General features: G+C 70.7%; 22 protein-coding genes. All 22 read left to right on the forward strand.

Going from position 1 to position 25,663, the window contains the following annotated elements; translation table 11 throughout:
- Positions 1-45: 45 nt before the first annotated feature.
- The 22 genes from argS (at position 46) to atpD (ending at position 25,642) form a co-directional block, all read left to right on the forward strand.
- A complete protein-coding gene (argS, locus tag ABH937_RS15005; RefSeq protein ID WP_280687434.1) occupies positions 46-1,707 on the forward strand; it encodes an arginine--tRNA ligase in 1,662 nt (553 codons plus the stop codon).
- Positions 1,708-1,770: 63 nt separating this feature from the next.
- Positions 1,771-3,171, forward strand: coding sequence for a diaminopimelate decarboxylase (gene lysA, locus ABH937_RS15010; protein WP_280687433.1), 1,401 nt, complete (start codon positions 1,771-1,773; stop codon positions 3,169-3,171).
- A 126-nt stretch (positions 3,172-3,297) separates the two neighbouring features.
- The gene (locus ABH937_RS15015) at positions 3,298-4,590 is read left to right on the forward strand and encodes a homoserine dehydrogenase (RefSeq protein WP_280687432.1); all 1,293 of its coding nucleotides are present in this window, start codon (positions 3,298-3,300) and stop codon (positions 4,588-4,590) included.
- A 7-nt stretch (positions 4,591-4,597) separates the two neighbouring features.
- Positions 4,598-5,689, forward strand: a complete 1,092-nt coding sequence (thrC, locus tag ABH937_RS15020) for a threonine synthase (protein ID WP_280687431.1) — start codon at positions 4,598-4,600, stop codon at positions 5,687-5,689.
- A gap of 437 nt (positions 5,690-6,126) precedes the next feature.
- Positions 6,127-7,044: a homoserine kinase gene (gene thrB, locus ABH937_RS15025; protein ID WP_280687430.1), complete on the forward strand. Its 918-nt coding sequence runs from the start codon at positions 6,127-6,129 to the stop codon at positions 7,042-7,044.
- Positions 7,045-7,676: 632 nt separating this feature from the next.
- On the forward strand, positions 7,677-9,803 hold the full coding sequence (rho, locus tag ABH937_RS15030) for a transcription termination factor Rho (RefSeq protein ID WP_370218423.1): 2,127 nt from the start codon (positions 7,677-7,679) through the stop codon (positions 9,801-9,803).
- A 175-nt stretch (positions 9,804-9,978) separates the two neighbouring features.
- A complete protein-coding gene (locus tag ABH937_RS15035; protein ID WP_370218425.1) occupies positions 9,979-11,106 on the forward strand; it encodes an LCP family protein in 1,128 nt (375 codons plus the stop codon).
- A gap of 134 nt (positions 11,107-11,240) precedes the next feature.
- On the forward strand, positions 11,241-11,465 hold the full coding sequence (gene rpmE, locus ABH937_RS15040) for a 50S ribosomal protein L31 (protein WP_280687427.1): 225 nt from the start codon (positions 11,241-11,243) through the stop codon (positions 11,463-11,465).
- Positions 11,466-11,637: 172 nt separating this feature from the next.
- Positions 11,638-12,714 (forward strand): peptide chain release factor 1, encoded by a 1,077-nt coding sequence (gene prfA, locus ABH937_RS15045; protein ID WP_280687426.1) that lies wholly within the window; start codon positions 11,638-11,640, stop codon positions 12,712-12,714.
- A gap of 23 nt (positions 12,715-12,737) precedes the next feature.
- Complete coding sequence (gene prmC / locus ABH937_RS15050) at positions 12,738-13,604, forward strand: peptide chain release factor N(5)-glutamine methyltransferase (RefSeq protein WP_280687425.1); 867 nt, start codon at positions 12,738-12,740, stop codon at positions 13,602-13,604.
- Between the two features lie 99 nt (positions 13,605-13,703).
- On the forward strand, positions 13,704-14,351 hold the full coding sequence (locus tag ABH937_RS15055) for an L-threonylcarbamoyladenylate synthase (protein ID WP_280687424.1): 648 nt from the start codon (positions 13,704-13,706) through the stop codon (positions 14,349-14,351).
- A gap of 20 nt (positions 14,352-14,371) precedes the next feature.
- Positions 14,372-15,040 (forward strand): protein-tyrosine-phosphatase, encoded by a 669-nt coding sequence (locus ABH937_RS15060; RefSeq protein ID WP_280687998.1) that lies wholly within the window; start codon positions 14,372-14,374, stop codon positions 15,038-15,040.
- Positions 15,041-15,078: 38 nt separating this feature from the next.
- Positions 15,079-16,362, forward strand: a complete 1,284-nt coding sequence (gene glyA / locus ABH937_RS15065; protein WP_280687423.1) for a serine hydroxymethyltransferase — start codon at positions 15,079-15,081, stop codon at positions 16,360-16,362.
- Between the two features lie 132 nt (positions 16,363-16,494).
- Positions 16,495-17,850, forward strand: a complete 1,356-nt coding sequence (locus tag ABH937_RS15070) for an MraY family glycosyltransferase (protein WP_280687422.1) — start codon at positions 16,495-16,497, stop codon at positions 17,848-17,850.
- Positions 17,851-18,212: 362 nt separating this feature from the next.
- Entirely contained in the window at positions 18,213-18,656 is a 444-nt protein-coding gene (locus ABH937_RS15075) for a hypothetical protein (protein WP_280687421.1), read from the forward strand.
- 300 nt (positions 18,657-18,956) lie between these two features.
- Positions 18,957-19,772 carry a F0F1 ATP synthase subunit A gene (gene atpB, locus ABH937_RS15080; protein WP_280687420.1) on the forward strand — a complete coding sequence of 272 codons (816 nt, stop codon included), beginning with the start codon at positions 18,957-18,959 and terminating at the stop codon, positions 19,770-19,772.
- Positions 19,773-19,860: 88 nt separating this feature from the next.
- Positions 19,861-20,100 carry an ATP synthase F0 subunit C gene (gene atpE / locus ABH937_RS15085; RefSeq protein WP_280687419.1) on the forward strand — a complete coding sequence of 80 codons (240 nt, stop codon included), beginning with the start codon at positions 19,861-19,863 and terminating at the stop codon, positions 20,098-20,100.
- Positions 20,101-20,135: 35 nt separating this feature from the next.
- Positions 20,136-20,687 carry a F0F1 ATP synthase subunit B gene (locus ABH937_RS15090; RefSeq protein WP_280687418.1) on the forward strand — a complete coding sequence of 184 codons (552 nt, stop codon included), beginning with the start codon at positions 20,136-20,138 and terminating at the stop codon, positions 20,685-20,687.
- The gene (locus ABH937_RS15095) at positions 20,684-21,499 is read left to right on the forward strand and encodes a F0F1 ATP synthase subunit delta (RefSeq protein ID WP_280687417.1); all 816 of its coding nucleotides are present in this window, start codon (positions 20,684-20,686) and stop codon (positions 21,497-21,499) included. The genes ABH937_RS15090 and ABH937_RS15095 overlap by 4 nt, the downstream gene beginning before the upstream one ends.
- Positions 21,500-21,663: 164 nt before the next feature.
- A complete protein-coding gene (gene atpA, locus ABH937_RS15100; RefSeq protein ID WP_280687416.1) occupies positions 21,664-23,238 on the forward strand; it encodes a F0F1 ATP synthase subunit alpha in 1,575 nt (524 codons plus the stop codon).
- Positions 23,239-23,270: 32 nt separating this feature from the next.
- Positions 23,271-24,185, forward strand: a complete 915-nt coding sequence (locus tag ABH937_RS15105; protein WP_280687415.1) for a F0F1 ATP synthase subunit gamma — start codon at positions 23,271-23,273, stop codon at positions 24,183-24,185.
- A gap of 2 nt (positions 24,186-24,187) precedes the next feature.
- The gene (atpD, locus tag ABH937_RS15110; RefSeq protein ID WP_280687414.1) at positions 24,188-25,642 is read left to right on the forward strand and encodes a F0F1 ATP synthase subunit beta; all 1,455 of its coding nucleotides are present in this window, start codon (positions 24,188-24,190) and stop codon (positions 25,640-25,642) included.
- Positions 25,643-25,663: the final 21 nt, after the last annotated feature.

Consider the following 25,663-nt stretch of genomic DNA (forward strand, 5'->3'; position numbering starts at 1 on the left):
AACCGAGTGGCGGTCCGGTGCCCCCTCTCGCCTAGGCTTGGGCGCGTGACACCCGCAGAGCTCTCCCACGCAGTCCAGGTCGCCGTGCGCGCCGCCGTCGAGGCGGGCGAACTGTCCGTCGACGTCCCCGAGACGGTGACGGTCGAGCGACCCAAGAACCGCGACCACGGCGACTACGCCACCAACGTGGCGCTCCAGCTCGCCAAGCCGGCCGGCAAGCCGCCGCGCGCGGTCGCCGAGCTGGTCGCCGCCCGCCTGCGAGAGCTGCCCGGCGTCGCCAAGGTGGACATCGCCGGTCCGGGCTTCCTCAACATCACGCTGGACGCCGCCACCCAGGGCGAGCTGGCCCGGAGCATCGTCGAGACCGGCCAGGCGTACGGGCGCAACGAGGCGCTCAAGGGCCTGAAGATCAACCTGGAGTTCGTCTCCGCCAACCCGACGGGGCCGATCCACATCGGCGGCGTCCGCTGGGCGGCCGTCGGCGACTCGCTGGCGCGCATCCTCAAGGCCACCGGCGCGGACGTCACCACCGAGTACTACCTGAACGACGCCGGCGTGCAGATCTCCAAGTTCGCCGCCTCGCTGCAGGCCGCCGCGAACGGCCGGCCGGTGCCGGCCGACGGTTACGTCGGCGAGTACATCGTGGACATCGCCAAGGCGATCACCGACGGCGTCCCGGGCATCCTGGAGCTGCCCGAGGACGAGCAGCTCCAGGCCTTCCGGGTGCACGGCCTGCAGTTGATGGTGGCCGAGATCAAGCGCTCGATGGACGAGTTCGGCACCCACTTCGACACCTGGTTCTCGGAGAAGTCGCTGCACGACTCCGGCGCCGTGGAGAAGGCGATCGAGCGGCTGCGCGAGCAGGGCCACGTCTTCGACCAGGACGGCGCGATCTGGCTGCGCACCACGGACTTCGGCGACGACAAGGACCGCGTCCTGATCAAGGCCGACGGCGAGACCACCTACTTCGCCGCCGACGCCGCCTACTACCTCTCCAAGCGCGACCGCGGTTCCGAGGTCAGCGTCTACATGCTGGGCGCCGACCACCACGGCTATGTCAACCGGCTCAAGGCCATCGCGGCCTGCGCGGGCGACGACATGAACCGCAACATCGAGGTCAAGATCGGCCAGTTCGTCAAGATGCTGCGCGATGGTGAGGAGGTCCGCATGTCCAAGCGGGCCGGCAACATCATCACCATCGACGACGTGGTCGACTGGATCGGCGTGGACGCGGCCCGCTACACGCTGAGCCGCTCCTCCACCGACTCCACCATCACGCTCGACATCAACGTGCTGACCAGCCAGACCAACGAGAACCCGGTGTACTACGTGCAGTACGCGCACACCCGGATGTGCGGGGTGGCGCGCAAGGCCGTGCAGCTGGGCGTCGACAAGGGCACGGCCGCCGAGTTCAAGCCCGAGCTGCTCGCCACCGAGTGGGAGAACGACATGCTCGGCGCGCTGGGCGAGTTCCCGCGCGTGGTCGCCAAGGCCGGCCAGCACCGCGAGCCCCACCACGTGGCCCGCTACCTGGAGGACCTGGCCGGCCGGTACCACCGGCTGTACGAGAACTGCCAGTTCCTGCCCAAGGGCGACGAGGAGCTGACCGACACCCACCGCGCCCGGCTCTGGCTGGTCGAGGCGACCAAGACCGTCCTGGCCAACGGCCTGGCCCTGCTCGGGGTCTCCGCGCCCGAGCGGATGTAGCAACCACCGCGCGGGTGCCGGTCGCCGGCACCCGCGCACCCCGACGAGAGAGAGCGCCGCACCATGAGCCGCTCCGCGCACCCCGCAGGTCCCCGGCACGGTGACGTGCTGCCCGAGGGCCACTACCTGGCGCCGCCGAGCGACCTGAACGCGCTGGACCCCAAGGTCTGGTCCCGCACGGTCGCCCGTGACGCGAGCGGGGTGGCCACCGTCGGCGGGATCACGGTCACGGCGCTCGCCGCCGAGTTCGGCACCCCGGCCTACGTGGTGGACGAGGCCGACTTCCGGGCCCGGGCCCGGGCCTGGCACCGCGCGTTCGGCGCCGAGGGCGTGGCGGCGGACGTCTACTACGCGGGCAAGGCCTTCCTCTCCAAGGCGGTGGTCCGCTGGTTGCAGGAGGAGGGGCTGAGCCTCGACGTGTGCAGCCCGGGCGAGCTGGCGGTGGCGTTGGCCGGCGGGATGCCGCCGGAGCGGATCGCGCTGCACGGCAACAACAAGTCGGTCGCCGAGCTTGAGCAGGCCGTCAAGGCGGGGGTCGGCCACATCGTGGTCGACTCCACCGCGGAGATCGGGCGGCTGGCGGAGATCGCCGAGCGCCAGGGTGTGCGGCAGCCGGTGCTGATCCGGGTGACGGTGGGCGTCGAGGCGCACACCCACGAGTTCATCGCCACCGCGCACGAGGACCAGAAGTTCGGCTTCTCGCTCGCCCAGGGCTCGGCCGCGCGGGCGGTCCGGGACGTGCTGGCCCGGCCCGGCCTGGAGCTGCGCGGCCTGCACTCGCACATCGGCTCGCAGATCTTCGACACCGCCGCCTTCGAGGTCGCCGCCCACCGGGTGGTCGCGCTGCTGGCCGAGATCCGTGACGAGTACGGCGTCGAGCTGCCCGAGATCGACCTCGGTGGCGGCCTGGGCATCGCCTACACCAGCGAGGACGACCCGCGCGAGCCGGCGGAGATCGCCACCGCGCTGGCCGAGATCGTCCGGCGCGAGTGCGCGGCCAAGCGGCTCGCCACCCCGCGCCTGAGCGTGGAGCCGGGCCGGGCGATCGTCGGGCCGACCGCGTTCACGCTCTACCAGGTCGGCACCGTCAAGCCGCTGCCAGGCCTGCGCACGTATGTCAGCGTGGACGGCGGGATGTCCGACAACATCCGTACCGCGCTCTACGACGCCGACTACTCGGTGGCCCTGGTCTCCAGGACCAGCGAGGCCGAGCCGATGCTGGTGCGGGTGGTCGGCAAGCACTGCGAGTCCGGCGACATCGTGGTCCGGGACGCCTTCCTGCCCGCCGATCTGACCCCCGGTGACCTGATCGCGGTGCCGGCCACCGGCGCCTACTGCCGTTCGATGGCGAGCAACTACAACCACGCGCTGCGGCCGCCGGTGCTGGCGGTCGCGCAGGGCACGGCCCGGGTGATCGTGCGGCGCGAGACGGAAGAGGATCTCCTGCGCCTCGATATCGGATGACGGAAATCTCGTCTCGAATCTTGAGACGCCAGTAGATCTTTCCGCATCGTCCCCGAGACTGGAACAAGCCGAAGTCCGGCGGCTCGTCTGAATGCCGCCGGAAACGAGATGGATGAGCGGAGTCGGATGATGCGTACGCGGCCGCTGAAGGTGGCGTTGCTGGGCTGTGGTGTGGTGGGCTCCGAGGTGGCGCGCATCATGACGACAGACGCCGCCGACCTCGCCGCGCGGATCGGCGCGCCGGTCGAGCTGGCCGGCATCGCGGTCCGCCGGGCGGGCCGTCCCCGTCCGGGCGTTCCCGAGCACCTGATCACCACCGACGCCGAGGCGCTGGTGGGGCGCGGCGACATCGACGTGGTGATCGAGGTGGTCGGCGGGATCGAGCCGTCCAAGCACCTCATCCTCGCCGCCTTCGAGCACGGCGCCTCGGTGGTCAGCGCCAACAAGGCGCTGCTCGCCAAGGACGGCGCCGAGCTGCACAGTGCCGCCGCCGAGGCCGGGGTGGACCTGTACTACGAGGCCGCGGTGGCCGGCGCGATCCCGCTGATCCGCCCGCTGCGCGAGTCGCTGGCCGGCGACCGGGTGAACCGGGTGCTCGGCATCGTCAACGGCACCACCAACTTCATCCTCGACAAGATGGACTCCACCGGCGCCGGGTACTCGGAGGCGCTGGAGGAGGCCACCGCGCTCGGCTACGCCGAGGCCGACCCGACCGCCGACGTGGAGGGTTTCGACGCCGCCGCCAAGGCCGCGATCCTGGCCGGCATCGCCTTCCACACCAAGGTCACCGCCGCCGACGTCTACCGCGAGGGCCTCACCGAGGTGACCGCCGCCGACATCGCCAGCGCCAAGGCGATGGGCTGCGTGGTCAAGCTGCTGGCGATCTGCGAGCGCGCGGTGGACGGCGAGTCGGTCACCGCCCGGGTGCACCCGGCGATGATCCCGCTCAGCCACCCGCTGGCCTCGGTCCGCGAGGCCTACAACGCGGTCTTCGTCGAGGCCGAGGCGGCCGGCCGGCTGATGTTCTACGGTCCGGGCGCGGGCGGCGCGCCGACCGCCTCCGCGGTGCTCGGCGACCTGGTCGCGGTCTGCCGCAACAAGCTCAACGGCGCGACCGGCCCGGGGCACTCGGTCTACACCCAGCTGCCCGCCAAGCCGATGGACCAGGTGATCACCCGCTACCACGTCAGCCTGGACGTGGACGACCGCGCGGGCGTGCTGGCCCAGGTGGCCTCGGTCTTCGCCGAGCACGGGGTGTCCATCGACACGGTGCGCCAGCAGGGCCGCGACGGCGACGCCTCGCTGGTCGTGGTGACCCACCGGGCCACCGACGCCGCCCTGTCGGCGACCGTGGACAAGCTCCGCGCGCTGGACAGCGTGCGGGATGTGGCCAGCATCATGCGGGTTGAAGGGGAATGAAACAGCCATGAACGCTGTGATCGACAAGGTCGGTGGCCGGACCCACCAGTGGCGCGGAATCATCGAGGAGTACCGCGACCGCCTGCCGGTGAACGCGAGCACGCCGGTGGTCACCCTGCTGGAGGGCGGCACCCCCCTGGTCCCCGCCCAGGTGCTCTCCGAGCGGACCGGCTGCGACGTCTACCTCAAGGTCGAGGGCGCCAATCCGACCGGCTCCTTCAAGGACCGGGGCATGACGATGGCGATCTCCAAGGCGAAGGCCGACGGAGCCCAGGCCGTGATCTGCGCCTCCACCGGCAACACCTCGGCCTCGGCGGCCGCCTACGCGGTGCGGGCCGGCATGGTCTGCGCGGTGCTGGTGCCGCAGGGCAAGATCGCGCTCGGCAAGATGGGCCAGGCGCTGGTGCACGGCTCGAAGATCCTCCAGGTGGACGGAAACTTCGACGACTGCCTCACCCTCGCGCGTGAACTGTCCGAGAACTACCCTGTCGCGCTGGTGAACTCGGTCAACCCGGTGCGCATCGAGGGCCAGAAGACGGCCGCCTTCGAGATCGTCGACATGCTCGGCGACGCCCCCGACATCCACGTCCTGCCGGTCGGCAACGCGGGCAACATCACCGCCTACTGGAAGGGCTACCGCGAGTACGCGGCGGACGGCCTGGCCACCCGCAAGCCCCGGATGTGGGGCTTCCAGGCCTCCGGCTCGGCCCCGATCGTGGACGGCGCCCCGGTGCTCAAGCCGCAGACCATCGCCACCGCGATCCGGATCGGCAACCCGGCCTCCTGGGCCTTCGCGGAGGCCGCCCGGGACGAGTCGGGCGGGCTGATCGACAAGGTGACCGATCGTCAGATCCTGGCCGCCTACCGGATGTTGGCGGCGCGTGAGGGTGTCTTCGTGGAGCCCTCGTCGGCCGCCAGCGTGGCCGGCCTGCTGGCCAAGGCGGAGGCCGGACTGGTCGACCCGGGCCAGCGGATCGTCTGCACGGTGACCGGCAACGGCCTCAAGGACCCCGACTGGGCGGTGGCCGGCGCGCCGCAGCCGCACGTGGTCCCGGTCAGCGCCGAGGCGGCCGCCGCGCGGCTGGGGCTGCTGGACTGACGCCCCGTCGGGCGAGTGCACCGGATGGGCCGGTCCCACGGGACCGGCCCATCCGACGCGTCGGGCGGATGCCCCGAAAGGGGTGTACGACCGACTGTCCCGAAGCGGGTGAGTAACTGCCCCACTGTCGCTTTCGTTGTTGTTTGCGTTGTCCTTCTACTGCAAGTGTGACGCACCTGCGATGTCCGTTTGTGACGCCGATTCGGGCCGGATTCCGGCCATAACCTGCAACACGGTAGATCGAGAGGGAGCGGGGTGTACCGCTGTGGAACCTCTCTTCGATACGCTGAACCCTGGCGGTGTGGCACATGCCAATGGCTCGGCCGTTGCCCCGCGGGGCGGGCCTGAGCCGCACGCAGCGCACTGACACCCCCCACCGCCGTACCACCGCAGGGCCCCATGACGGGCCTGCCTCACTCCTCAGGAGAGTCCACCGCATGGCCCCTCCCGCGTTCCGTGCCGCCGCCGTCCGGGTGCGGGTCCCCGCGACCAGCGCCAACCTGGGCCCGGGCTTCGACGCCTTCGGACTCGCTCTGGGCCTCTACGACGACATCGTGGTCCGGGTCGCCGACTCGGGGCTGACCGTGGACATCGCGGGGGAGGGCGCCGAGACGCTCGCCCGCGACGAGCGTCACCTGGTGGTCCGCGCGATGCGTGCGGCCTTCGACCGGCTCGGCGGGCAGCCGCGCGGCCTCGAGGTGGTCTGCGCCAACCGGATACCGCACGGGCGTGGCCTGGGTTCCTCCTCGGCCGCCATCTGCGCGGGCATCGTCGCCGCCCGCGCCGTCACCATCGGTGGCCCCGCCGCCCTCGACGACGCCGCGATGCTGGCTCTCGCCTCCGAGTTGGAGGGCCACCCGGACAATGTCGCCGCCTGCCTGGCGGGCGGGTTCACCATCGCCTGGACCGACGAGGACAGCGCCAGGGCGGTCCGGCTGGACCCGGCCGCCGAGGTGGTCCCGGTGGTCTTCATCCCGAGCACCGAGGTGCTCACCGAGACCGCCCGCGGCCTGCTGCCGAAGACCGTCCCGCTGGCCGACGCGGCCGCCAACGCCGGCCGCTCCGCACTGCTCGTGGAGGCGCTGACCAGGCGCCCGGGGCTGCTGCTGGCCGCCACCGAGGACCGGCTGCACCAGGACTACCGCGCCGCCGCGATGCCGGACAGCGCCGCCCTGGTGGCCGCGCTGCGCTCGGAGGGCGTGCCGGCGGTGATCTCCGGTGCGGGTCCGACCGTGCTCGCGCTGAGCGACGAGGCCGGCGCGGACAAGCTGCTGCAGTTCGCAGGCGAGTCGTTCGCAGCCCACCGGCTTCGGCTCGACCGTGACGGAGCGGGCGTCCTGCCGTTGGACGGATGACCGTTGCCGCAGGCCAGGCCGTGCGCTACCGGCACGGTCGGCGACCGCACGGCCGTGCGCCCAATTGGGCGGGCGTCCGGCCGGCGGGAGGGACACGATTGGCAAGCACCAGGCTGGGGAATGTGTGAGGGGGTCGGTAGTGTTAACCTCAATGCTGCATCAGGCGCCCCGTGGGGCCCGGTGCACCGCGTCCCCCTCCTCTGAGCCCGCTGCCGCGGGATCACGGCGTTGTCGGGGACCACGATTCTCCGGGAGCCCGCCACAGCGCGTACGCAGCCTGCCTGCGCGATTGCGGCCGCATCCCGAAGCCGTGTCGGATCCCTGACCCTCACCCGCCTGGGCCGGCCTCCAGCTGAGGCCCGAACGGGCGGAGCGCGGGAGACCGTCACGCGACGGGGGCCCGGGTTTCGCAGGCAGCGCGGTCGGCATGCGGTGCTGTTCCAACTGGCCGCCCGCCGTGCCTTTCGCACCACCGTGCCTCGTGCACCGCACTTCGCACCTCTCCCCCCAGCCGGCCCCGCCGTGGTGGAGGGACCACCGCATCGGACCTGTGCACAGCAGAGCGCAGGTCAGACAGCACAACCGGTCGCCGAGCCAGACAGGCCGACGTCCGCTCCAGGGAAGGACCCTTAGTGAGCGACACCACCGATCTGATGGGCGCGCGCCCGGACGCCGACGCGACGGACACGCCCGCCGCCCCCGCGGCGCCGGTCAAGCGCCGCCGCACCGCTGCCGCAGGCCTTGACGGTCTGGTCCTGGCCGAGCTTCAGAAGCTCGCCTCGACGCTCGGCATCAGCGGCACCGGGCGGATGCGCAAGAGCCAGCTCATCGAGGCCATCAAGGAGAAGAGCGGCGGCGACCCGCTGCTCGCCTCCGCCGGCGCTCCGGCGCCGGCCAAGGCGGCCGCCAAGGAGAGCACCCCCGCCGCCGAGCCGGCCGAGAAGCCGGCCCGCCGGACCCGGGCCACCGCTGCCGCGGCCGTCGCCGAGGCGCCTGCCCAGATCGAGATCCCGGGCCAGGCCGCCCCCGACACCACCGCTCCGGCGCGGGCCGAGCGCGGCCGCCGCCGGGCCACCGCCGCGGCCGGTGCCCCCACCGCCCCCACCGCCGTCGAGGCCCCCGTCTCCACCGCGGTGGGTGCGGAGACCGCCGCCGAGCCGGCCGAGGCGCGCACCGAGACCCGCACCGAGCAGACCCGCGGCTCCGAGAGCCGCGACGAGCAGCGCGATGGCCGCCGCGACCGCCGTGAGCGCCGCGACCGCGGCGAGCAGCGCACCGAGACCCGCACGGACCGCACGGACCGCACGGACCGCGCCGATCGTGCTGATCGCACCGAGAGCGCTGAGGGCGAGAGCGCCGACGGTCGCGAGTCGCGCCGTGACCGGCGCAGCCGCCGGGACCGCGCCGACCGCCGGGACGGTGGCCAGCAGGGTGCCCAGCAGCCGGCCGCCCAGCAGCCCGCCGCCGCCCAGCAGCAGCCCGCCGCCCAGCAAGGCGGCTACGACGACGACGAGTTCGGCGACGGTCGCCGCGGCCGCCGTGGCCGCTACCGCGACCGCAACCGCCGTGGCGGGCGCCGCGACGGCTTCGAGGGCGCCGTGGCCGAGCCGCAGGTGGGCGACGACGATGTGCTGATCCCCGTCGCGGGCATCCTGGACATCCTGGACAACTACGCCTTCGTGCGCACCTCCGGCTACCTGCCGGGCTCGAACGACGTCTACGTCTCGCTCGCCCAGGTCCGCAAGAACGGCCTGCGCAAGGGTGACGCGATCACCGGCGCGGTGCGCCAGCCGCGTGACGGCGAGCGCCGCGAGAAGTTCAACGCCATGGTGCGGCTGGACTCGGTGAACGGCATGGACCCGGAGAGCGGCCGCAACCGCCCCGAGTTCGGCAAGCTCACCCCGCTCTACCCGCAGGAGCGGCTGCGCCTGGAGACCGACCCGGGCGTGCTGACCACCCGGATCATCGACCTGGTGTCGCCGATCGGCAAGGGCCAGCGTGGTCTGATCGTCGCCCCGCCGAAGACCGGCAAGACGATGATCATGCAGGCGATCGCCAACGCGATCACCCGCAACAACCCCGAGTGCCACCTGATGGTCGTCCTGGTCGACGAGCGTCCGGAAGAGGTCACCGACATGCAGCGCTCGGTCAAGGGCGAGGTCATCTCCTCGACCTTCGACCGTCCGGCCGAGGACCACACCGTGGTCGCCGAGCTGGCCATCGAGCGCGCCAAGCGCCTGGTGGAGCTGGGCCACGACGTGGTGATCCTGCTCGACTCGATCACCCGTCTGGGCCGTGCCTACAACCTGGCCGCCCCCGCCTCCGGCCGCATCCTGTCCGGTGGTGTCGACTCGACCGCGCTCTACCCGCCGAAGAAGTTCTTCGGCGCCGCGCGCAACATCGAGAACGGCGGCTCGCTGACCATCCTGGCCACCGCCCTGGTGGAGACCGGCTCGCGGGCCGACGAGGTGGTCTTCGAGGAGTTCAAGGGCACCGGCAACATGGAGCTGCGGCTGGACCGCAAGCTCGCCGACAAGCGGATCTTCCCGGCGGTGGACGTGGACGCGTCCAGCACCCGCAAGGAGGAGATCCTGCTCGGCAGCGAGGAGCTGGCGATCACCTGGAAGCTGCGTCGGGTGCTGCACGCGCTCGACTCGCAGCAGGCGATCGAGCTGCTGCTGGACAAGATGAAGCAGACCAAGTCCAACGCCGAGTTCCTGATGCAGATCGCCAAGACCACGCCGGGGTCGGGTGACTGACGGTCCCTCGGATCAGCGCCGCGGGCGGCCACTGGGTTCCAGTGGCCGCCCGCGGCGTTCGTGCGTGCGGTGGGACCGGAGGGGCCTGTGACAGGAAAGGGACATAAGGCCCTAATGCCTCATCTATCCTCAAAAGGTCAGCCAGCGCGGCCGACCGACGTGAGGACCTGGACCGATGGCCGAGGCAGAGCAGAACCCCACCCCGGGCAGGCGCCGCAAGGTGCGCACCCGCAGGGCCAGAGTGCTGCGGGCGACGGGCTTCACCGCCCTGGCCCTGGTGCTGGCCGGCGCCGGCACGGCCGGCTACGTGTACTGGAGGTGGAACTCGAACATCAAGAGCGTCGACATCGACTCCCAGCTCGGCAGCAATCGCCCCTCGGCCCCCACCAACGGCTCGTTCAACGTGCTGGTGCTCGGCTCCGACTCGCGGTCGGGGGCGAACGGCTCGCTGGCCGGCGGTGCGACCGACGGCACCGCCCGCTCGGACACCGCGATGGTGGTGCACGTCAACCAGAGCCACTCGGCCGCCACCGTGGTCTCGATCCCGCGTGACACCCTGGTGAACCGGCCCGCCTGCACCGCCGCCAACGGCAGCCCGGTGCCCGCCGCCACCGGTGCGATGTACAACAGCGCCTTCGAGGTCGGCGGCGCGGCCTGCGCGGTGAAGACCACCGAGCAGCTCACCGGGTTGCGGATGAACCACTTCGTCGAGATCGACTTCGCCGGCTTCGCGAACTTCATCAACGCGATCGGCGGCGTCACCGTGACCACCTCGGTGGACATCCACGACCAGGACAGCGGCCTGGACCTCAAGGCGGGCACCGCCCACCTGGGCGGCGACCAGGCACTGGCCTTCGTGCGCACCCGGCACGGCGTGGGGGACGGCAGCGACCTGGGCCGGATCGAGCTGCAGAAGGAGATGGTGAAGTCGATCATCAGGCAGATCGGCTCGATCGGGATGTTCGGCAACCCGGCCAAGCTCTTCACCATCGGCGACAGCCTGACCAAGTCCATCACCACCGACTCCCAACTGGCCTCGGTGAGCGCGCTGACCGGCCTGGGCGAGGAGCTCAAGGGGATCGGCACCAACCAGCTGACCATGGTCACCATGCCGGTGGTCACCGCGCCCAGTGACCCGAACCGGGTGGTGGCCCAGCAGCCGCAGGCCGGGCAGGTGTGGACCGCGCTGCGGGTCGACCAGGGCGTGCCGCAGGCGATCGTCAGCAGCCAGCCGGTCAACCCCGCCGATCCCAGGAGCTCGGCCGCCGCCGGCGCCGCGGGGCCGTCCGCGGCCCACTCCTGAGGCGGCGGAATATCCCCGGGGCCCCACCGGTTTGGGAAGAAGCGGTCAGTGCTGGCAGACTGGTCCGTCGGTCCCGGTTCACGTGCGGCAACACGCCGCCGACCCGGTGCCCTCCCGATACCTAGGAGCATCCCTTGAAGCCCGACGTTCACCCCACGTACGTGGTCACCAACGTGACCTGCACCTGTGGCAACGAGTTCACCACCCGTTCCACCGAGACCTCCGGCGTGATCCGCGCCGAGGTGTGCTCGGCCTGCCACCCGTTCTACACCGGCAAGCAGAAGATCCTCGACACCGGTGGCCGCGTGGCCCGCTTCGAGGCCCGCTTCGGCAAGGGCCTCAGCGGCAACCGGTCCTAGCGCTCACGCGGCGCCGGTCTCTGGCGTCCCCGCTTCACGCGGGGGCGTCCGGGCCGGCGCCGTTGGCGTCTCCGGCGGTTCCCCGCCGTGCGAGCAGGTCCAGCAGGCCCAGCAGTCTCCAGCAGGTTCCCCACCCCCCACACCGGTACCCACGGGAAGTAGGCCAACCCCCATGTTCGAGGCAGTCGAAGAGCTCCTCATCGAGCACGCCGCCCTCGAAGAGCGGCTGGCCGACCCGTCGGTGCACGCGGACCAGGCCAACGCCCGCAAGCTGTCCAAGCGGTACGCCGAGCTGACCCCGATCACCCGCACCTACCGGGCCTGGCGGCAGGCCGGCGAGGACATCGTCGCGGCCCGCGAGTTCGCGGCCGAGGACCCCGACTTCCTGGCCGAGGCGAAGGCCGCCGAGAAGCGGCAGGGCGAGCTGACCGAGGAACTGCGGCTGCTGCTGGTGCCGCGTGACCCCAACGACGAGAAGGACGTCATCCTGGAGGTCAAGGCGGGCGAGGGCGGCGAGGAGTCCGCGCTGTTCGCCGGCGACCTGCTGCGGATGTACCTGCGGTTCGCCGAGCGGGTGGGCTGGAAGACCGAGATCATCGACGCCAACGAGTCCGACCTCGGCGGCTACAAGGACGTCTCGGTCGCCGTGAAGACCAGAGGCATGACCGAGCCCGGCCAGGGCGTCTGGGCCCGCCTCAAGTACGAGGGCGGCGTGCACCGGGTGCAGCGGGTCCCCGCCACCGAGTCGCAGGGCCGGATCCACACCTCCGCCGCCGGCGTGCTGGTCACCCCGGAGGCCGAGGAGGTCGAGGTCGAGATCCACCAGAACGACCTGCGGATCGACGTCTACCGCTCCTCGGGCCCCGGCGGCCAGTCGGTCAACACCACCGACTCCGCGGTCCGGATCACCCACGTGCCGACCGGTATCGTGGCCTCCTGCCAGAACGAGAAGAGCCAGCTGCAGAACAAGGAGTCGGCGATGCGCATCCTGCGGTCGCGACTGCTGGCCGCAGCGGTGGAGGCCGCCGAGCAGGAGGCCTCCGACGCCCGGCGCAGCCAGGTCCGCACGGTCGACCGCTCCGAGCGGATCCGGACGTACAACTTCCCCGAGAACCGCATCTCGGACCACCGCACCGGCTTCAAGGCGTACAACCTGGACCAGGTCCTCGACGGCGACCTGAACGCGCTGATCCAGTCCGCCGTGGACGCCGACGCCGCCGCGAAGCTCGCCGCGGCGCAAGAGCAGTAACCACCGCAGAGGGGTACGTACGGATGAACCTGCTGCTCGCCGAGGTGGCCCAGGCCACCCAGCGGTTGGCCGCGGCCGGCGTGCCGTCGCCGCGCTTCGACGCGGAGGAGCTCGCCGCACACATCCACCACGTCAAGCGCAGCCAGCTGCACACCGTGCCGGACGCCGACTTCGACGCCCGCTACTGGGAGGCGATCTCGCGCCGCGAGGCCCGCGAGCCGCTGCAGCACATCACCGGGCGGGCCTTCTTCCGCTACCTGGAGCTCGAAGTGGGCCCCGGTGTCTTCGTGCCGCGCCCGGAGACCGAGACGGTCGTGGAGTGGGCGATAGAGGCCGTCCGCGAGATGGACGTGGCCGAGCCGCTGGTGGTCGACCTGTGCTCCGGCTCCGGCGCGATCGCCCTCGCCCTGGCCCAGGAACTGCCCCGCTCCACGGTGCACGCCTTCGAGCTGGACGAGGGCGCGCTGCGCTACACCCGCCGCAACATCGAGGCCAGCCCCGACCGCGACCGGATCACCCTGCACGCCGGTGACGCCACCGAGGCCTTCGCCGACGACCGCTCCTGGGACGGCCGCTTCGACCTGGTGATCAGCAACCCGCCGTACATCCCGCTGACCGAGTGGGAGTACGTGGCGCCCGAGGCCCGCGACCACGACCCGCAGATGTCGCTCTTCTCCGGTGAGGACGGCCTGGTCGTGATCCGCGGCATCGAACGGGTGGCGGCCCGGCTGCTGCGCCCCGGCGGCGCGGTAGTGATCGAGCACGCGGACACCCAGGGCGGGCAGGTGCCGTGGATCTTCAACGAGGAGGGCGGCTGGACGGACACGGCCGACCACCGGGATCTCAACGGCCGGCCGCGTTTCACGACAGCCCGAAGGGCGAGGTCGTGAACCATAAGCGCAGTACGACAGCCCGCAAGACCTCGCTGTGACTTCAGACTTCGCCGTGACTTCAGACTCCACCGTGACTCCGAAGAGGGGACTGCTCCGATGAGCCGCCGTTACGACTGTGCAGACGCAGGCGACCGTGCAACCGGGCTGCGCGAGGCCGCCTCGGCGATCCGCCGGGGCGAGCTGGTCGTGCTGCCGACCGACACCGTCTACGGGCTCGGTGCGGACGCCTTCAACCCGGAGGCCGTCGCCGGTCTGCTGGCCGCCAAGGGCCGGGGCCGCAGCATGCCCTCGCCGGTGCTGGTCGGCTCGCCCACCACGCTGCACGGTCTGGTCACCGACTTCTCGGAGCAGGCCTGGGAGCTGGTCGACGCCTTCTGGCCGGGCGGCCTGACCCTGGTGGCCAAGCACCAGCCCTCGCTGCGCTGGGACCTGGGGGAGACCCGCGGCACCGTCGCGGTCCGGATGCCGCTGCACCCGGTCGCCATCGAACTGCTCAACACCACCGGCCCGCTGGCCGTCTCCAGTGCCAACAAGTCGGGCCAGCCGGCCCCGGCCCACTGCGAGGACGCCGAGTCCCAGCTGGGCGACTCGGTGGCGATCTACCTGGACGGCGGCACGGCCGAGCACGGCCTGGCCTCCAGCATCGTCGACGTCACCGGCAAGGTGCCGGTCCTGCTGCGCGCGGGTGCCGTGAGCATCGAGCAGCTGAGGGAGGTCGTCCCCGACCTGGAGGCCGGCAGTTGACGGCCTCGCTCCACGACCGGCTGCCCTCCTACGTCGCCGTCTCCCCGCGCCCCTCCGACTACTTCCGGATCCTCTTCGTCTGCACCGGCAACGTCTGCCGCTCGCCGATCGCCGAGCGGCTGACCCGTCATGAGCTGGACACCCGGCTCAGCGAGCGGGCGGCCGGGCGGATCGTGGTGGAGAGCGCCGGGACCTGGGGGCACGAGGGCGCGCCGATGGAGGCGCACGCGGCCACCGTGCTCGGTGAGTACGGCGTGGACAGCCGAAACTTCGCCGGACGCGAGCTGCTCGACGAGCACGTGGTGGAGGCCGACCTGGTGCTCACCGCGACCCTGGACCACCGCGCCCAGGTGATCTCGATGGGGCACGCGGCGGGCCTGCGCACCTTCACGCTCAAGGAGTTCACCCGGCTGGTCCGGTCGATAGACCCGGCCACCCTGCCCGAGGTGGGCTCGGGGGCCGAGGTCACCGAGCGGGCCCGCGCCCTGGTCCGGGCGGCCGCCGCGCTGCGCGGCTGGTTGCTGGCCTCCTCGCCGGAGGCGGACGAGGTGGGCGACCCGTACGGTGCGCCGATCGGCATGTTCCGCAACTGCGGCGAGGAGATATTCCACGCGCTCGACCCGGTGGTGACCGCCCTGACGGGCGTACCGGCTCCGCGTCATCAGGCCCAGCGGCCCTGGCGGTCCTAGGCTGGACTCCACCGCCCGAACGGCCCCGGAGCGCCGCCATGACCCTCACCGATGCCGCGCACGGTCTCGAAGCACGCCACGTCTGGGAGCCCCCGACGGCGCTGCGCGCGGCCGATCCCGAACTGGCCGACCTGCTCTCGGCGGAGGCCGAGCGGCGGGCGAACAGCCTGCAGCTGCTGGCGGGGGAGAACCTCGCCACCGAGGCCGTCCGCGCCGCACTGGCCGGCCCGCTGATCGACAAGTACGCCGAGGGCTATCCCGGCCACCGGCACCACACGGGCTGCGCCGTGGCGGATGCCACCGAGCTGCTGGCGATCTCCCGGGCCCGCGCACTGTTCGCCGCCGATCACGCCAACGTCCAGCCCAGGTCCGGGACTTCGGCGATGCTGGCGGCCTTCGCGGCGCTGCTGCGGCCGGGCGACACGGTGCTCGCGATGTCGCTGGAGCACGGCGGGCACCTGTCCTGCGGTTCGCGGTCCAACTTCTCCGGCCGCTGGTTCGACGTGATCGGCTACGGGGTGCGCGAGGCGGACGGGCTGGTCGACCTCGACCAGGTCCGCGAGCTGGCCAGGACGCACCGGCCGAAGGCGATCATCGCCGGCTCGATCTCCTACCCCCGGCAGCTGGACTGGGCGGCCTTCCGGGAGATCGCCGACGAGGCGGACGCCTACCTGGTCGCCACGGCCGCGCAGATCACCGGTCTGGTCGCCGCGGGCGTGGTGCCCTCCCCGGTGCCGTACGCGGACGTGGTGGTGGCCGCCACCCACAAGCTGCTGCGCGGCCCGCGCGGCGGGCTGCTGCTCTGCACCGCGGAACTGGCCGATCGGGTGGACCGGGCGGTCTTCCCGTTCACCCAGGGCGGCGCGGCGATGAACGAGGTGGCGGCCAAGGCGGTCGCGTTCGCGCAGGCGGGCACGCCGGAGTTCGGCGCGTACATCCGGCGCGCGGTGGACGGCGCACGCGGCCTGGCGGCCGCCCTCGAGCGGGCCGGTGCCCGCCCGCTGACCGGTGGCACCGACACCCACCTGGTGACCGCCGACGTGGCCCCGCTGGGGCTCACCGGGGCGCAGGCCGAGCGGCGCTGCGCGGCGGCGGGCCTGCTGCTCGGCAAGTGCGCGGTGCCCTTCGACCCGGCGCCGGCCGCGGAGACCTCGGGAATCCGACTCGGCACCGGCGCGGCGGCCGCCCTCGGACTCGGCGCCGGCGAGCTCGCGGAGGTCGGCGAACTGATCGGAGCCCTGCTCAGCGGGGGTGCGCCGGCCCCGGCGGCGGCCCGGGTGCGGGAGCTGGTCGGCGAGTTCGGGGCAACCGGCGACCGTTAGACCGAACCGCGATGCACGCCACGCTCGTCCGACTCAATAAGGTGGGTGCCGTGGCGACGCACCTCGAACCCCTCAGCCGTGCGGAAGTACCTTCCGTACGTACCCGGCTGCGCGCGCGGAAGGAGGCCGGCGGTGCGTGAGTACCTGCTCGTGGTCTTCTGCACGGCTGCCGTCACCTACCTGCTGGTCGGCCCCGTCCGCAAGTTCGCGATCATCGCCGGCGCGATGCCGCCGGTCCGGGCGCGCGACGTGCACCGCGAGCCGACCCCGCGGCTGGGCGGCATCGCCATGTTCGGCGGTCTCTGCGCCGGGCTGCTGGTGGCCTTCCAGCTGAACAACCTCGGCAAGGTGTTCCACCAGGACTCCTCCGACATCAAGGCACTGCTCTCCGGCGTCGGCATCATGTGGGTGCTCGGCGTGCTGGACGACAAGTGGGGCGTGGACGCGCTGGTGAAGCTGGGCGGCCAGATGATCGCCGCCGGCGTGATGGTCTATCAGGGCATCACCGTCATCTCGATCCCGGTCCCCGGGGTCGGCCCGGTCGCGCTCAGCCCGACCCTGGGCATGGTGATCTCGGTCGCCCTGGTGGTCGTCATGGTCAACGCGGTGAACTTCATCGACGGACTGGACGGGCTGGCCGGCGGCATGGTGTGCATCGCCGCGCTGGCCTTCTTCCTCTACTCCTACCGGCTCTGGTACGTCTACTCGATCAGCGAGGCGGCGCCCGCCGTGCTGTTCAGCGCCCTGCTGATCGGCATGTGCCTGGGTTTCCTGCCGCACAACCTGCACCCGGCCCGGATCTTCATGGGCGACTCCGGCTCGATGATGCTGGGCCTGATGCTGGCCGTCTCGGCGATCTCGGTGACCGGCCGCGTCGACCCCGACCTGATCACCGCCCAGGCCGGCGGTTCGCAGACGGTCACCACCCACATCCTGGTGCCGATCTACATCCCGCTGCTGCTGCCGCTGGCGGTGATCGCGCTGCCACTGGCCGACCTGCTGCTCGCGGTGGTGCGCCGCACCTGGGCCGGGCGCTCGCCGTTCGCCGCCGACAAGCAGCACCTGCACCACCGGCTGCTGGAGATCGGCCACTCGCACAGCCGCGCGGTGCTGATCATGTACTTCTGGGCCGCGCTGATCGCCTTCGGCACGGTGGCCTTCTCGTTCACCGACACCGGCCGCACCGTGGTGCTGACCTGTGCCGGGTTCTGCCTGGTCGGCATCGTGGTGCTGCTGCTGCCGTGGTTCCGCCCCAAGGCGCCGGCCGCCGTGCAGTCCTTCGTGCCGCCGCGCTACCGCAAGGGCGCCCGGGCCGCGGCCGCGCGGGTGGCCGAGCCGCAGCAGGCGCCGAGCGCCCCGAGCGCGGCGCCGGTCGGCCCGCTGTACGAGGAGCTGCCCGCGATGGCCGAGCTCTCGATGAACGACCAGGAGCTGCTCGGCCGGCTGGGCACCGGCGCGAGCGCGGTCGGCGAGCACCCGCAGCGCTGACCGCGGCGCCGGCGGCGGCGGTGCTGTCACCGAGCTGACGTAGCCTCAACTTCCTTGCTCCATCTGCTTCACCCGTTCGGCGGCACTGCTGGGCCATCGGTGTGACAGGGGCCACACGAACATGGTAAAGCTCTCATCAAATAGTTTGTGATACCGTTCACGAGTACCGAGAACACGCCGAAAGACCCAGTGGTGAAGGACTTCCGTCCCCAGTGGGTCTGCGTCGACCAGCCCCGGCCGCTCGCCGGCCGGTCTCGCGGCCGTCTCACTCGGTCCGGTGTCCCCGCACCGGTGCGCCATCCTTGTTCTCGTCTTTCTGCTGAGCAGTCCCCCGTCCTCGACATGCCGCCGGAGTTGCCGACATGCCGTCCCACGACGCCCGGATCATCCGCGGCGCCGCAATCCCCACTGCGGTCGCCGGTGTGCTCGCTGTCGCGATCTCCGCCGCTGTGGTGGGGAGCAAGGGGCTGATCGGCGCCCTGGTCGCGACCCTGTTGGTGATGGGGTTCTTCAGCTTCGGTCAGTGGGCGTTGGACCGGCTGACCAGGAACAACCCGCAGATGATGATGGCCGCCGCGCTCCTGGTGTACATGACCCAGATCATCGCGGTGGGCATCGTTCTCGCGGTGTTCAAGGACACGACACTCTTCGACACCAAGGTCTTCGGCTTCACGCTGCTCGGCTGCGCGCTGATCTGGACCGCCGGTTCGGTGCGCGCCTCGCTCAAGGCCAAGATCTTCTACGTCGAGAACGATTCCGCCCAGCGGAAGTCTGACGATCCGTCGAAGTCGGAGCGTCAACAGTGATCAGTGGTTGCTGTCCCCCTCGCGAGGGGGGCGGTGTTTATGCGGTCCTGACAGGCTGCTATCGTCCGTCGCAACAACGGAGTACGGGAAGCGGCCAGGTCCCGCCGAGCGGTGCGTGCACACCGACCGGACGGATCGCCCCCCGGACTCGTGCAGTCTTGAAAGATCCCGCGCCGACATCTTGTGCCGGCGCGCCGGGTCCCCGAGAAACCCATCAAGTTCCAGTGCCGCTCCGTGGCCGCAGGCCGCGCCGACACACCGAGGTTGCCGTAACCATGCGTCACGACGAAGGAGTCCGTGGTGAGTGCTGACCAGCTCACGCAGCCGCTTGCCTCTGGGGGCTGCCACCTGTTCTCCGGCTGCGGCTTCCCGGCCCCCGGCCTGAACGAGTTCCAGTTCCACCCGATCTTCACGGTCGCGGGCTTCGGCTTCAACAAGCCGATGCTGCTGTCGATGATCTGCGCCCTGCTGGTGATCGGCTTCTTCTGGGCCGCGTTCGCCAAGCCCAAGGTGCTGCCGGGCAAGCTCCAGCTGGTCGGTGAGATCGGCTACGACTTCGTCAAGCGCGCGATCGTGTTCGAGAACATCGGTAAAAAGGGCGAGAAGTACGTCCCGATGATGGTCTCGATCTTCTTCTTCGTGTGGATCATGAACATCATGTCCGTGATCCCGTTCGCCCAGTTCCCGGTCACCGCGGTGATCGCCTGGCCGGCCGGTCTTGCCCTGGTCTGCTGGCTCACCTACATGAGCCTGACCTTCAAGAAGCACGGCTTCGTCGGCGGCCTGAAGAACCTCTGCTGGCCGTCGGGCGTCCCGGGCTGGGTCATGTTCATCCTGGTCCCGATCGAGTTCTTCTCGAACATCTTCGTGCGGCCGTTCACGCTCGCAGTCCGTGCGTTCGCCAACATGTTCGCCGGCCACCTGCTGATCGTGGTCTTCTCCGTCGCGACCTGGTACCTGCTGAGCCCGAGCCTGGGCGCGCTGTACGGGACCACCTCGTTCGTGGTGACCCTGGGCCTGACCGCGTTCGAGTTGCTGGTCCAGTTCCTGCAGGCCTACATCTTCGTGACGCTGGCCAGCAGCTACATCGCCGGTGCGCTGGAAGAAGCGCACTGAGCCGGTTGCGGCCCTCGGCCACACCTCCCCTCTGAATCGTCCGGTGGCCAACCACCACCGGCTCACCACCCTGCAAAGGACACAAGAGATGGCACTCGTCGAGCACCTCGCTTCGGTCAACGGCTCCATCGCGTCGGTCGGCTACGGTCTCGCCGCGATCGGCCCCGGCATCGGTGTCGGTCTGATCTTCGGCAACGGTGTGCAGGCCATGGCCCGCCAGCCCGAGGCTGCCAACCTGATCCGCTCGAACATGTTCATCGGGTTCGCGCTGACCGAGGCGCTCGCCCTGATCGGCATCGTCATGCCGTTCGTCTACGGCACCAAGTAATCCTGCCGTTACCCCACCGGACGGAAGGTCCAGATATGTCGCTCACGATGTTGGCGGCTGAGGATTTCAACCCCCTCATCCCCAAGACGCCTGAGCTCATCATCGGCCTGATCTGCTTCTTCGTGGTCTTCGGTCTGCTCGGCAAGAAGCTCCTCCCCAGCATCGAGAAGGTGCTGGCGGAGCGCCGGGACCAGATCGAGGGCGGCATGGAGCGCGCCGAGGCCGCACAGGCCGAGGCTCAGGCCCTGCTTGAGCAGTACCGCGCCGAGCTCGCCGAGGCGCGTCACGAGGCCGCTCGGATCACCGAGCACGCTCGCGAGCAGGGCGCTGCCCTGATCGGCGAGATGCGCGAGGAGGGCCAGCGCCAGCGCGAGGCCATCGTCGCGGCCGGCCACGCGCAGATCGAGGCCGACAAGAAGCAGGCGACTGCCGCCCTGCGCCAGGACGTGGGGTCGCTCGCTTCGCAGCTGGCCTCCCGCATCGTGGGTGAGTCCCTGGAGGACCACGCCCGGCAGAGCGGCGTGATCGACCGCTTCCTCGGTGACCTGGAGGCCAAGGCCGACGCGAGCGCGGCGGTCGCCAAGTGATCGGCGCCAGCCGCGAAGCACTCGCCGCGGGTCGCGAGAACCTCGACAGCCTGACCGACAACACCTCGGTGGACGCGGCCAAGCTCGCCGAGGAGCTCGGCTCCGTCACGGTGCTGCTGGACCGCGAGGTCTCGCTGCGCCGGGTCCTGACCGACCCCTCGCGGTCCGGTCAGGACAAGGCCGGGCTGGTCACCTCGCTGCTCGGTGGCCAGGTGTCGGGCGAGACCGTCGACCTGGTCGCCGGCCTGGCCCGGTCCCGCTGGTCCGGTTCGCGCGACCTGGTCGACTCGGTCGAGCAGCTGGCCGCCTACGCCGAGGTCATCGCCGCGGAGCAGGCGGGCAAGCTGGACGACCTGGAGGACGAGCTCTTCCGGTTCGGCCGGATCGTGGCCGGCTCGCACGAGCTGCGCGCCGCGCTGACCGAGCCGAAGGCCACCGCCGCCGCCAAGGCGGGGCTGGTCAAGAAGCTGCTCGGCGACCGGGCCCTGCCGGGCACCGTCCGTCTGGTCACTTCTCTGGTCACCCACCCGCGTGGTCGTAGCCTGGAGCAGGGCCTGGAGTCCTACTCCAAGCTCGCCGCCGACCGCCGTGACCGCGTGGTGGCCCTGGTCACCACCGCGGTCCCGTTGAGCGACGGCCAGAAGCAGCGCCTCGCCGGCGCGCTGGCCAAGCTGTACGGCCGGGCGGTGCTCCTGAACATCGACGTCGACCCCGAGGTCGTCGGCGGTGTCCGGGTGCAGATCGGTGACGAGATCATCGACGGCACCGTGTCGAGCCGCCTCGAAGGCGCTCGCCAGGCCCTCGAAGGCTGAGCCACCCGCACAGCACATCCGACCCTCGGTCGGGCGCCGGTCCCATCCCACGGGACAGCCGGCACATACGAACGGCCGGTCCAACAGCACCGGCCGAGGATCGAATACTTGCGGCCCTCCTTGGGCGGGCCGAGGATCGCAACCTAGGAGAGCAGGGAAGCCTGATGGCGGAGCTTACGATCCGGCCGGAGGAGATCCGGTCCGCACTGGCCGACTTCGTCCAGTCGTACCAGCCGGACGCCGCCTCGCGTGAAGAGGTCGGCACGGTCACTGGCGCGGCGGACGGTATCGCCCATGTCGAGGGTCTGCCCTCGGTCATGGCCAACGAGCTGCTGAAGTTCGAGGACGGCACCCTCGGCCTCGCGCTGAACCTCGACACCCGCGAGATCGGTGTCGTCATCCTCGGTGAGTTCAGCGGGATCGAGGAGGGTCAGACGGTGCACCGCACCGGCGAGATCCTCTCGGTGCCGGTCGGCGACGGCTACCTCGGCCGTGTCGTGGACCCGCTGGGCGCCCCGATCGACGGCCTGGGCGAGATCACCGCCACCGGCCGCCGCGCCCTGGAGCTGCAGGCCCCCGGTGTCATGGTCCGCAAGTCGGTGCACGAGCCGATGCAGACCGGCATCAAGGCGATCGACGCGATGACCCCGATCGGCCGCGGCCAGCGCCAGCTGATCATCGGCGACCGCCAGACCGGCAAGACCGCGGTGGCGATCGACACGATCATCAACCAGAAGGACAACTGGCGCTCCGGCGACCCGAAGAAGCAGGTCCGCTGCATCTACGTCGCCGTCGGCCAGAAGGGCTCCACCATCGCCGCCGTCCGCGGCGCCCTGGAGGAGGCCGGCGCGCTGGAGTACACCACCATCGTGGCCGCTCCCGCCTCCGACCCGGCCGGCTTCAAGTACCTGGCCCCGTACACCGGTTCGGCCATCGGCCAGGAGTGGATGTACGACGGCAAGCACGTCCTGATCATCTTCGACGACCTGTCGAAGCAGGCCGAGGCCTACCGCTCCGTCTCCCTGCTGCTGCGCCGTCCGCCGGGCCGCGAGGCCTACCCGGGTGACGTCTTCTACCTGCACTCCCGCCTGCTGGAGCGCTGCGCCAAGCTCTCCGACGAGCTGGGTGCCGGCTCGATGACCGGCCTGCCGATCATCGAGACCAAGGCCAACGACGTCTCGGCGTACATCCCGACCAACGTCATCTCGATCACCGACGGCCAGTGCTTCCTGGAGTCCGACCTGTTCAACGCCGGCATCCGCCCGGCCGTGAACGTCGGCATCTCGGTCTCCCGCGTCGGTGGCTCCGCCCAGATCAAGGCCATGAAGTCGGTGGCCGGCCGGCTGCGCCTGGACCTCGCCCAGTACCGCGAGCTGGAGGCGTTCGCCGCCTTCGGTTCCGACCTGGACGCGGCCTCCAAGTCCCAGCTGGAGCGCGGCGCCCGCATGGTCGAGCTGCTGAAGCAGGGTCAGTACCAGCCGTTCCCGGTCGAGGAGCAGGTCGTCTCCATCTGGGCCGGCACCACCGGCAAGCTGGACGACGTCCCGGTCGCCGACATCCGCCGCTTCGAGCGCGAGTTCCTCGACTTCCTGCGGATCGAGCACAAGCCGGTCCTCAGCGGCATCGTGGAGACCTCGAAGCTGGAGGACGGCACGGTCGACGCGCTGACCGAGGCGATCACGGCCTTCAAGCTGGGCTTCACGACGGCTGATGGCAAGCTGCTCTCCGAGCAGGCCTGAGTCCGGTAGCGAGGGAAAGGACGTAACGACCCATGGGAGCACAGCTTCGGGTCTACAAGCGCCGGATCCGCTCTGTCACCGCGACGAAGAAGATCACCAAGGCGATGGAGATGATCTCCGCGTCGCGCATCGTCAAGGCGCAGCGCGCGGTGGCCGCCTCCACTCCGTACGCCGATGAGCTGACCCGGGCGGTGACGGCGGTGGCCACCCGGTCCAACGCCAAGCACCCGCTCACCCACGAGAAGCCGAACGCGAGCCGGGCCGCGGTCCTGCTGCTGACGGCCGACCGCGGTCTGGCCGGCGGCTACTCCACCAACGCCATCAAGCAGGCGGTCGCGCTGACCGCCCGGCTGAAGGCTGAGGGCAAGGAGGTGGTCACCTACATCGCGGGTCGCAAGGGTGTCCAGTACTACGGCTTCCGCAACCTGCCGGTCGCGCAGTCGTGGACGGGCTTCTCGGACAAGCCGACCTACGGCGACGCCAAGACGGTGGCCGCCACGCTGATCGAGGCCTTCACGGCCGAGACCGGCGGGGTGGACGAGCTGCACCTGGTCTCGACGAAGTTCCTGTCGATGCTGACGCAGACCGCCGTCGACGCCCGGCTGCTGCCGCTGAAGCTGGACGAGGTCCAGCTCAGCGACGACAAGCCGGCCAAGACGGAGATCTTCCCGCTCTACGACTTCGAGCCGTCGGCGGAGGGCGTCCTGGACGCCCTGCTGCCGCGGTACGTGGAGAGCCGGATCTACAACGCGCTGCTGCAGTCGGCCGCTTCCGAGCACGCCGCCCGCCGGCGTGCCATGAAGAGCGCGACCGACAATGCCGGCGAGCTCATCAAGTCGCTGACGCGGCTTGCCAACTCGGCCCGTCAGGCCGAGATCACCCAGGAAATCAGCGAGATCGTCGGTGGCGCCAACGCGCTGGCCGACGCTAGCGCGGGGAGCGAATGAGTATGACCACCACTGTTGAGCCGACGGGCGCCGGACTGGCCACGGGCCGCGTCGCCCGGGTCATCGGCCCGGTCGTCGACGTGGAGTTCCCCGTCGACGCCATTCCGGACATGTTCAACGCCCTGCACGTCGAGGTGGACAACCCCGACGGCTCGGGCAAGAAGACGCTGACCCTCGAGGTCGCCCAGCACCTGGGCGACGGCCTGGTCAAGGCCATCTCGATGCAGCCGACCGACGGCCTGGTCCGCGGTGCCGCGGTCTCCGACACCGGCTCCCCGATCTCCGTCCCGGTCGGCGAGATCACCAAGGGCAAGGTCTTCAACGCCCTCGGTGACGTGCTCAACGCGGACCCGGCGGAGTTCAACGCCCAGGTCACCACGCGCTGGCCGATCCACCGCAAGGCGCCGAACTTCGCGGACCTCGAGTCGAAGACCGAGATGTTCGAGACCGGCATCAAGGTCATCGACCTGCTCACCCCGTACGTGCGTGGTGGCAAGATCGGCCTGTTCGGTGGTGCCGGTGTCGGCAAGACCGTGCTGATCCAGGAGATGATCTACCGCGTCGCCGCCAACTTCGGTGGCGTCTCGGTCTTCGCCGGCGTCGGGGAGCGTACCCGTGAGGGCAACGACCTGATCCAGGAGATGATCGACTCCAACGTTCTGGACAAGACCGCGCTGGTCTTCGGCCAGATGGACGAGCCGCCGGGCACCCGCCTGCGGGTCGCCCTGTCCGCGCTGACCATGGCGGAGTACTTCCGCGATGTGATGAGCCAGGACGTGCTGCTCTTCATCGACAACATCTTCCGGTTCACCCAGGCCGGTTCCGAGGTGTCGACCCTGCTCGGCCGGATGCCCTCCGCGGTGGGTTACCAGCCGAACCTGGCCGACGAGATGGGCCTCCTGCAGGAGCGCATCACCTCGACCCGCGGTCACTCGATCACCTCGATGCAGGCGATCTACGTCCCCGCGGACGACCTGACCGACCCGGCCCCGGCCACCACCTTCGCCCACCTGGACGCGACCACCGTGCTGTCGCGCCCGATCTCGGAGAAGGGCATCTACCCGGCCGTCGACCCGCTGGACTCCACGTCCCGCATCCTGGACCCGCGCTACATCGCGCAGGACCACTACGACACGGCGATGCGCATCAAGGGCATCCTGCAGAAGTACAAGGACCTGCAGGACATCATCGCGATCCTCGGCATCGACGAGCTGTCCGAAGAGGACAAGATCACGGTGCAGCGGGCCCGCCGGATCGAGCGCTTCCTCTCGCAGAACACCTACGTGGCGAAGCAGTTCACCGGTGTCGAGGGTTCGACCGTGCCGCTGTCGGAGACCATCGAGGCCTTCAACCGCATCGCGGACGGCAAGTACGACTCCGCTCCGGAGCAGGCCTTCTTCATGTGCGGTGGCATCGAGGACCTCGAGAAGAACATCGCCGAGCTGGCCAAGAAGTAACCGGCCGCTCAGCCGTGAGTG

The sequence above is a fragment of the Kitasatospora sp. GAS1066B genome (genome assembly GCF_041262605.1).
Lineage (GTDB): Bacteria > Actinomycetota > Actinomycetes > Streptomycetales > Streptomycetaceae > Kitasatospora.

What these genes read in the sequence shown, in the direction of transcription:
- atpE (WP_280687419.1), top strand. Translation starts at nt 19,861, where the DNA reads ATGGCACTCGTCGAGCACCTCGCTTCGGTCAACGGCTCCATCGCGTCG.
- glyA (WP_280687423.1), top strand. Translation starts at nt 15,079, where the DNA reads ATGACCCTCACCGATGCCGCGCACGGTCTCGAAGCACGCCACGTCTGG.
- ABH937_RS15015 (WP_280687432.1), top strand. Translation starts at nt 3,298, where the DNA reads ATGATGCGTACGCGGCCGCTGAAGGTGGCGTTGCTGGGCTGTGGTGTG.
- ABH937_RS15055 (WP_280687424.1), top strand. Translation starts at nt 13,704, where the DNA reads ATGAGCCGCCGTTACGACTGTGCAGACGCAGGCGACCGTGCAACCGGG.
- atpD (WP_280687414.1), top strand. Translation starts at nt 24,188, where the DNA reads ATGACCACCACTGTTGAGCCGACGGGCGCCGGACTGGCCACGGGCCGC.
- ABH937_RS15075 (WP_280687421.1), top strand. Translation starts at nt 18,213, where the DNA reads ATGCCGTCCCACGACGCCCGGATCATCCGCGGCGCCGCAATCCCCACT.
- thrB (WP_280687430.1), top strand. Translation starts at nt 6,127, where the DNA reads ATGGCCCCTCCCGCGTTCCGTGCCGCCGCCGTCCGGGTGCGGGTCCCC.
- ABH937_RS15105 (WP_280687415.1), top strand. Translation starts at nt 23,271, where the DNA reads ATGGGAGCACAGCTTCGGGTCTACAAGCGCCGGATCCGCTCTGTCACC.
- lysA (WP_280687433.1), top strand. Translation starts at nt 1,771, where the DNA reads ATGAGCCGCTCCGCGCACCCCGCAGGTCCCCGGCACGGTGACGTGCTG.
- thrC (WP_280687431.1), top strand. Translation starts at nt 4,598, where the DNA reads ATGAACGCTGTGATCGACAAGGTCGGTGGCCGGACCCACCAGTGGCGC.
- atpA (WP_280687416.1), top strand. Translation starts at nt 21,664, where the DNA reads ATGGCGGAGCTTACGATCCGGCCGGAGGAGATCCGGTCCGCACTGGCC.
- prmC (WP_280687425.1), top strand. Translation starts at nt 12,738, where the DNA reads ATGAACCTGCTGCTCGCCGAGGTGGCCCAGGCCACCCAGCGGTTGGCC.
- ABH937_RS15035 (WP_370218425.1), top strand. Translation starts at nt 9,979, where the DNA reads ATGGCCGAGGCAGAGCAGAACCCCACCCCGGGCAGGCGCCGCAAGGTG.
- ABH937_RS15090 (WP_280687418.1), top strand. Translation starts at nt 20,136, where the DNA reads ATGTCGCTCACGATGTTGGCGGCTGAGGATTTCAACCCCCTCATCCCC.
- prfA (WP_280687426.1), top strand. Translation starts at nt 11,638, where the DNA reads ATGTTCGAGGCAGTCGAAGAGCTCCTCATCGAGCACGCCGCCCTCGAA.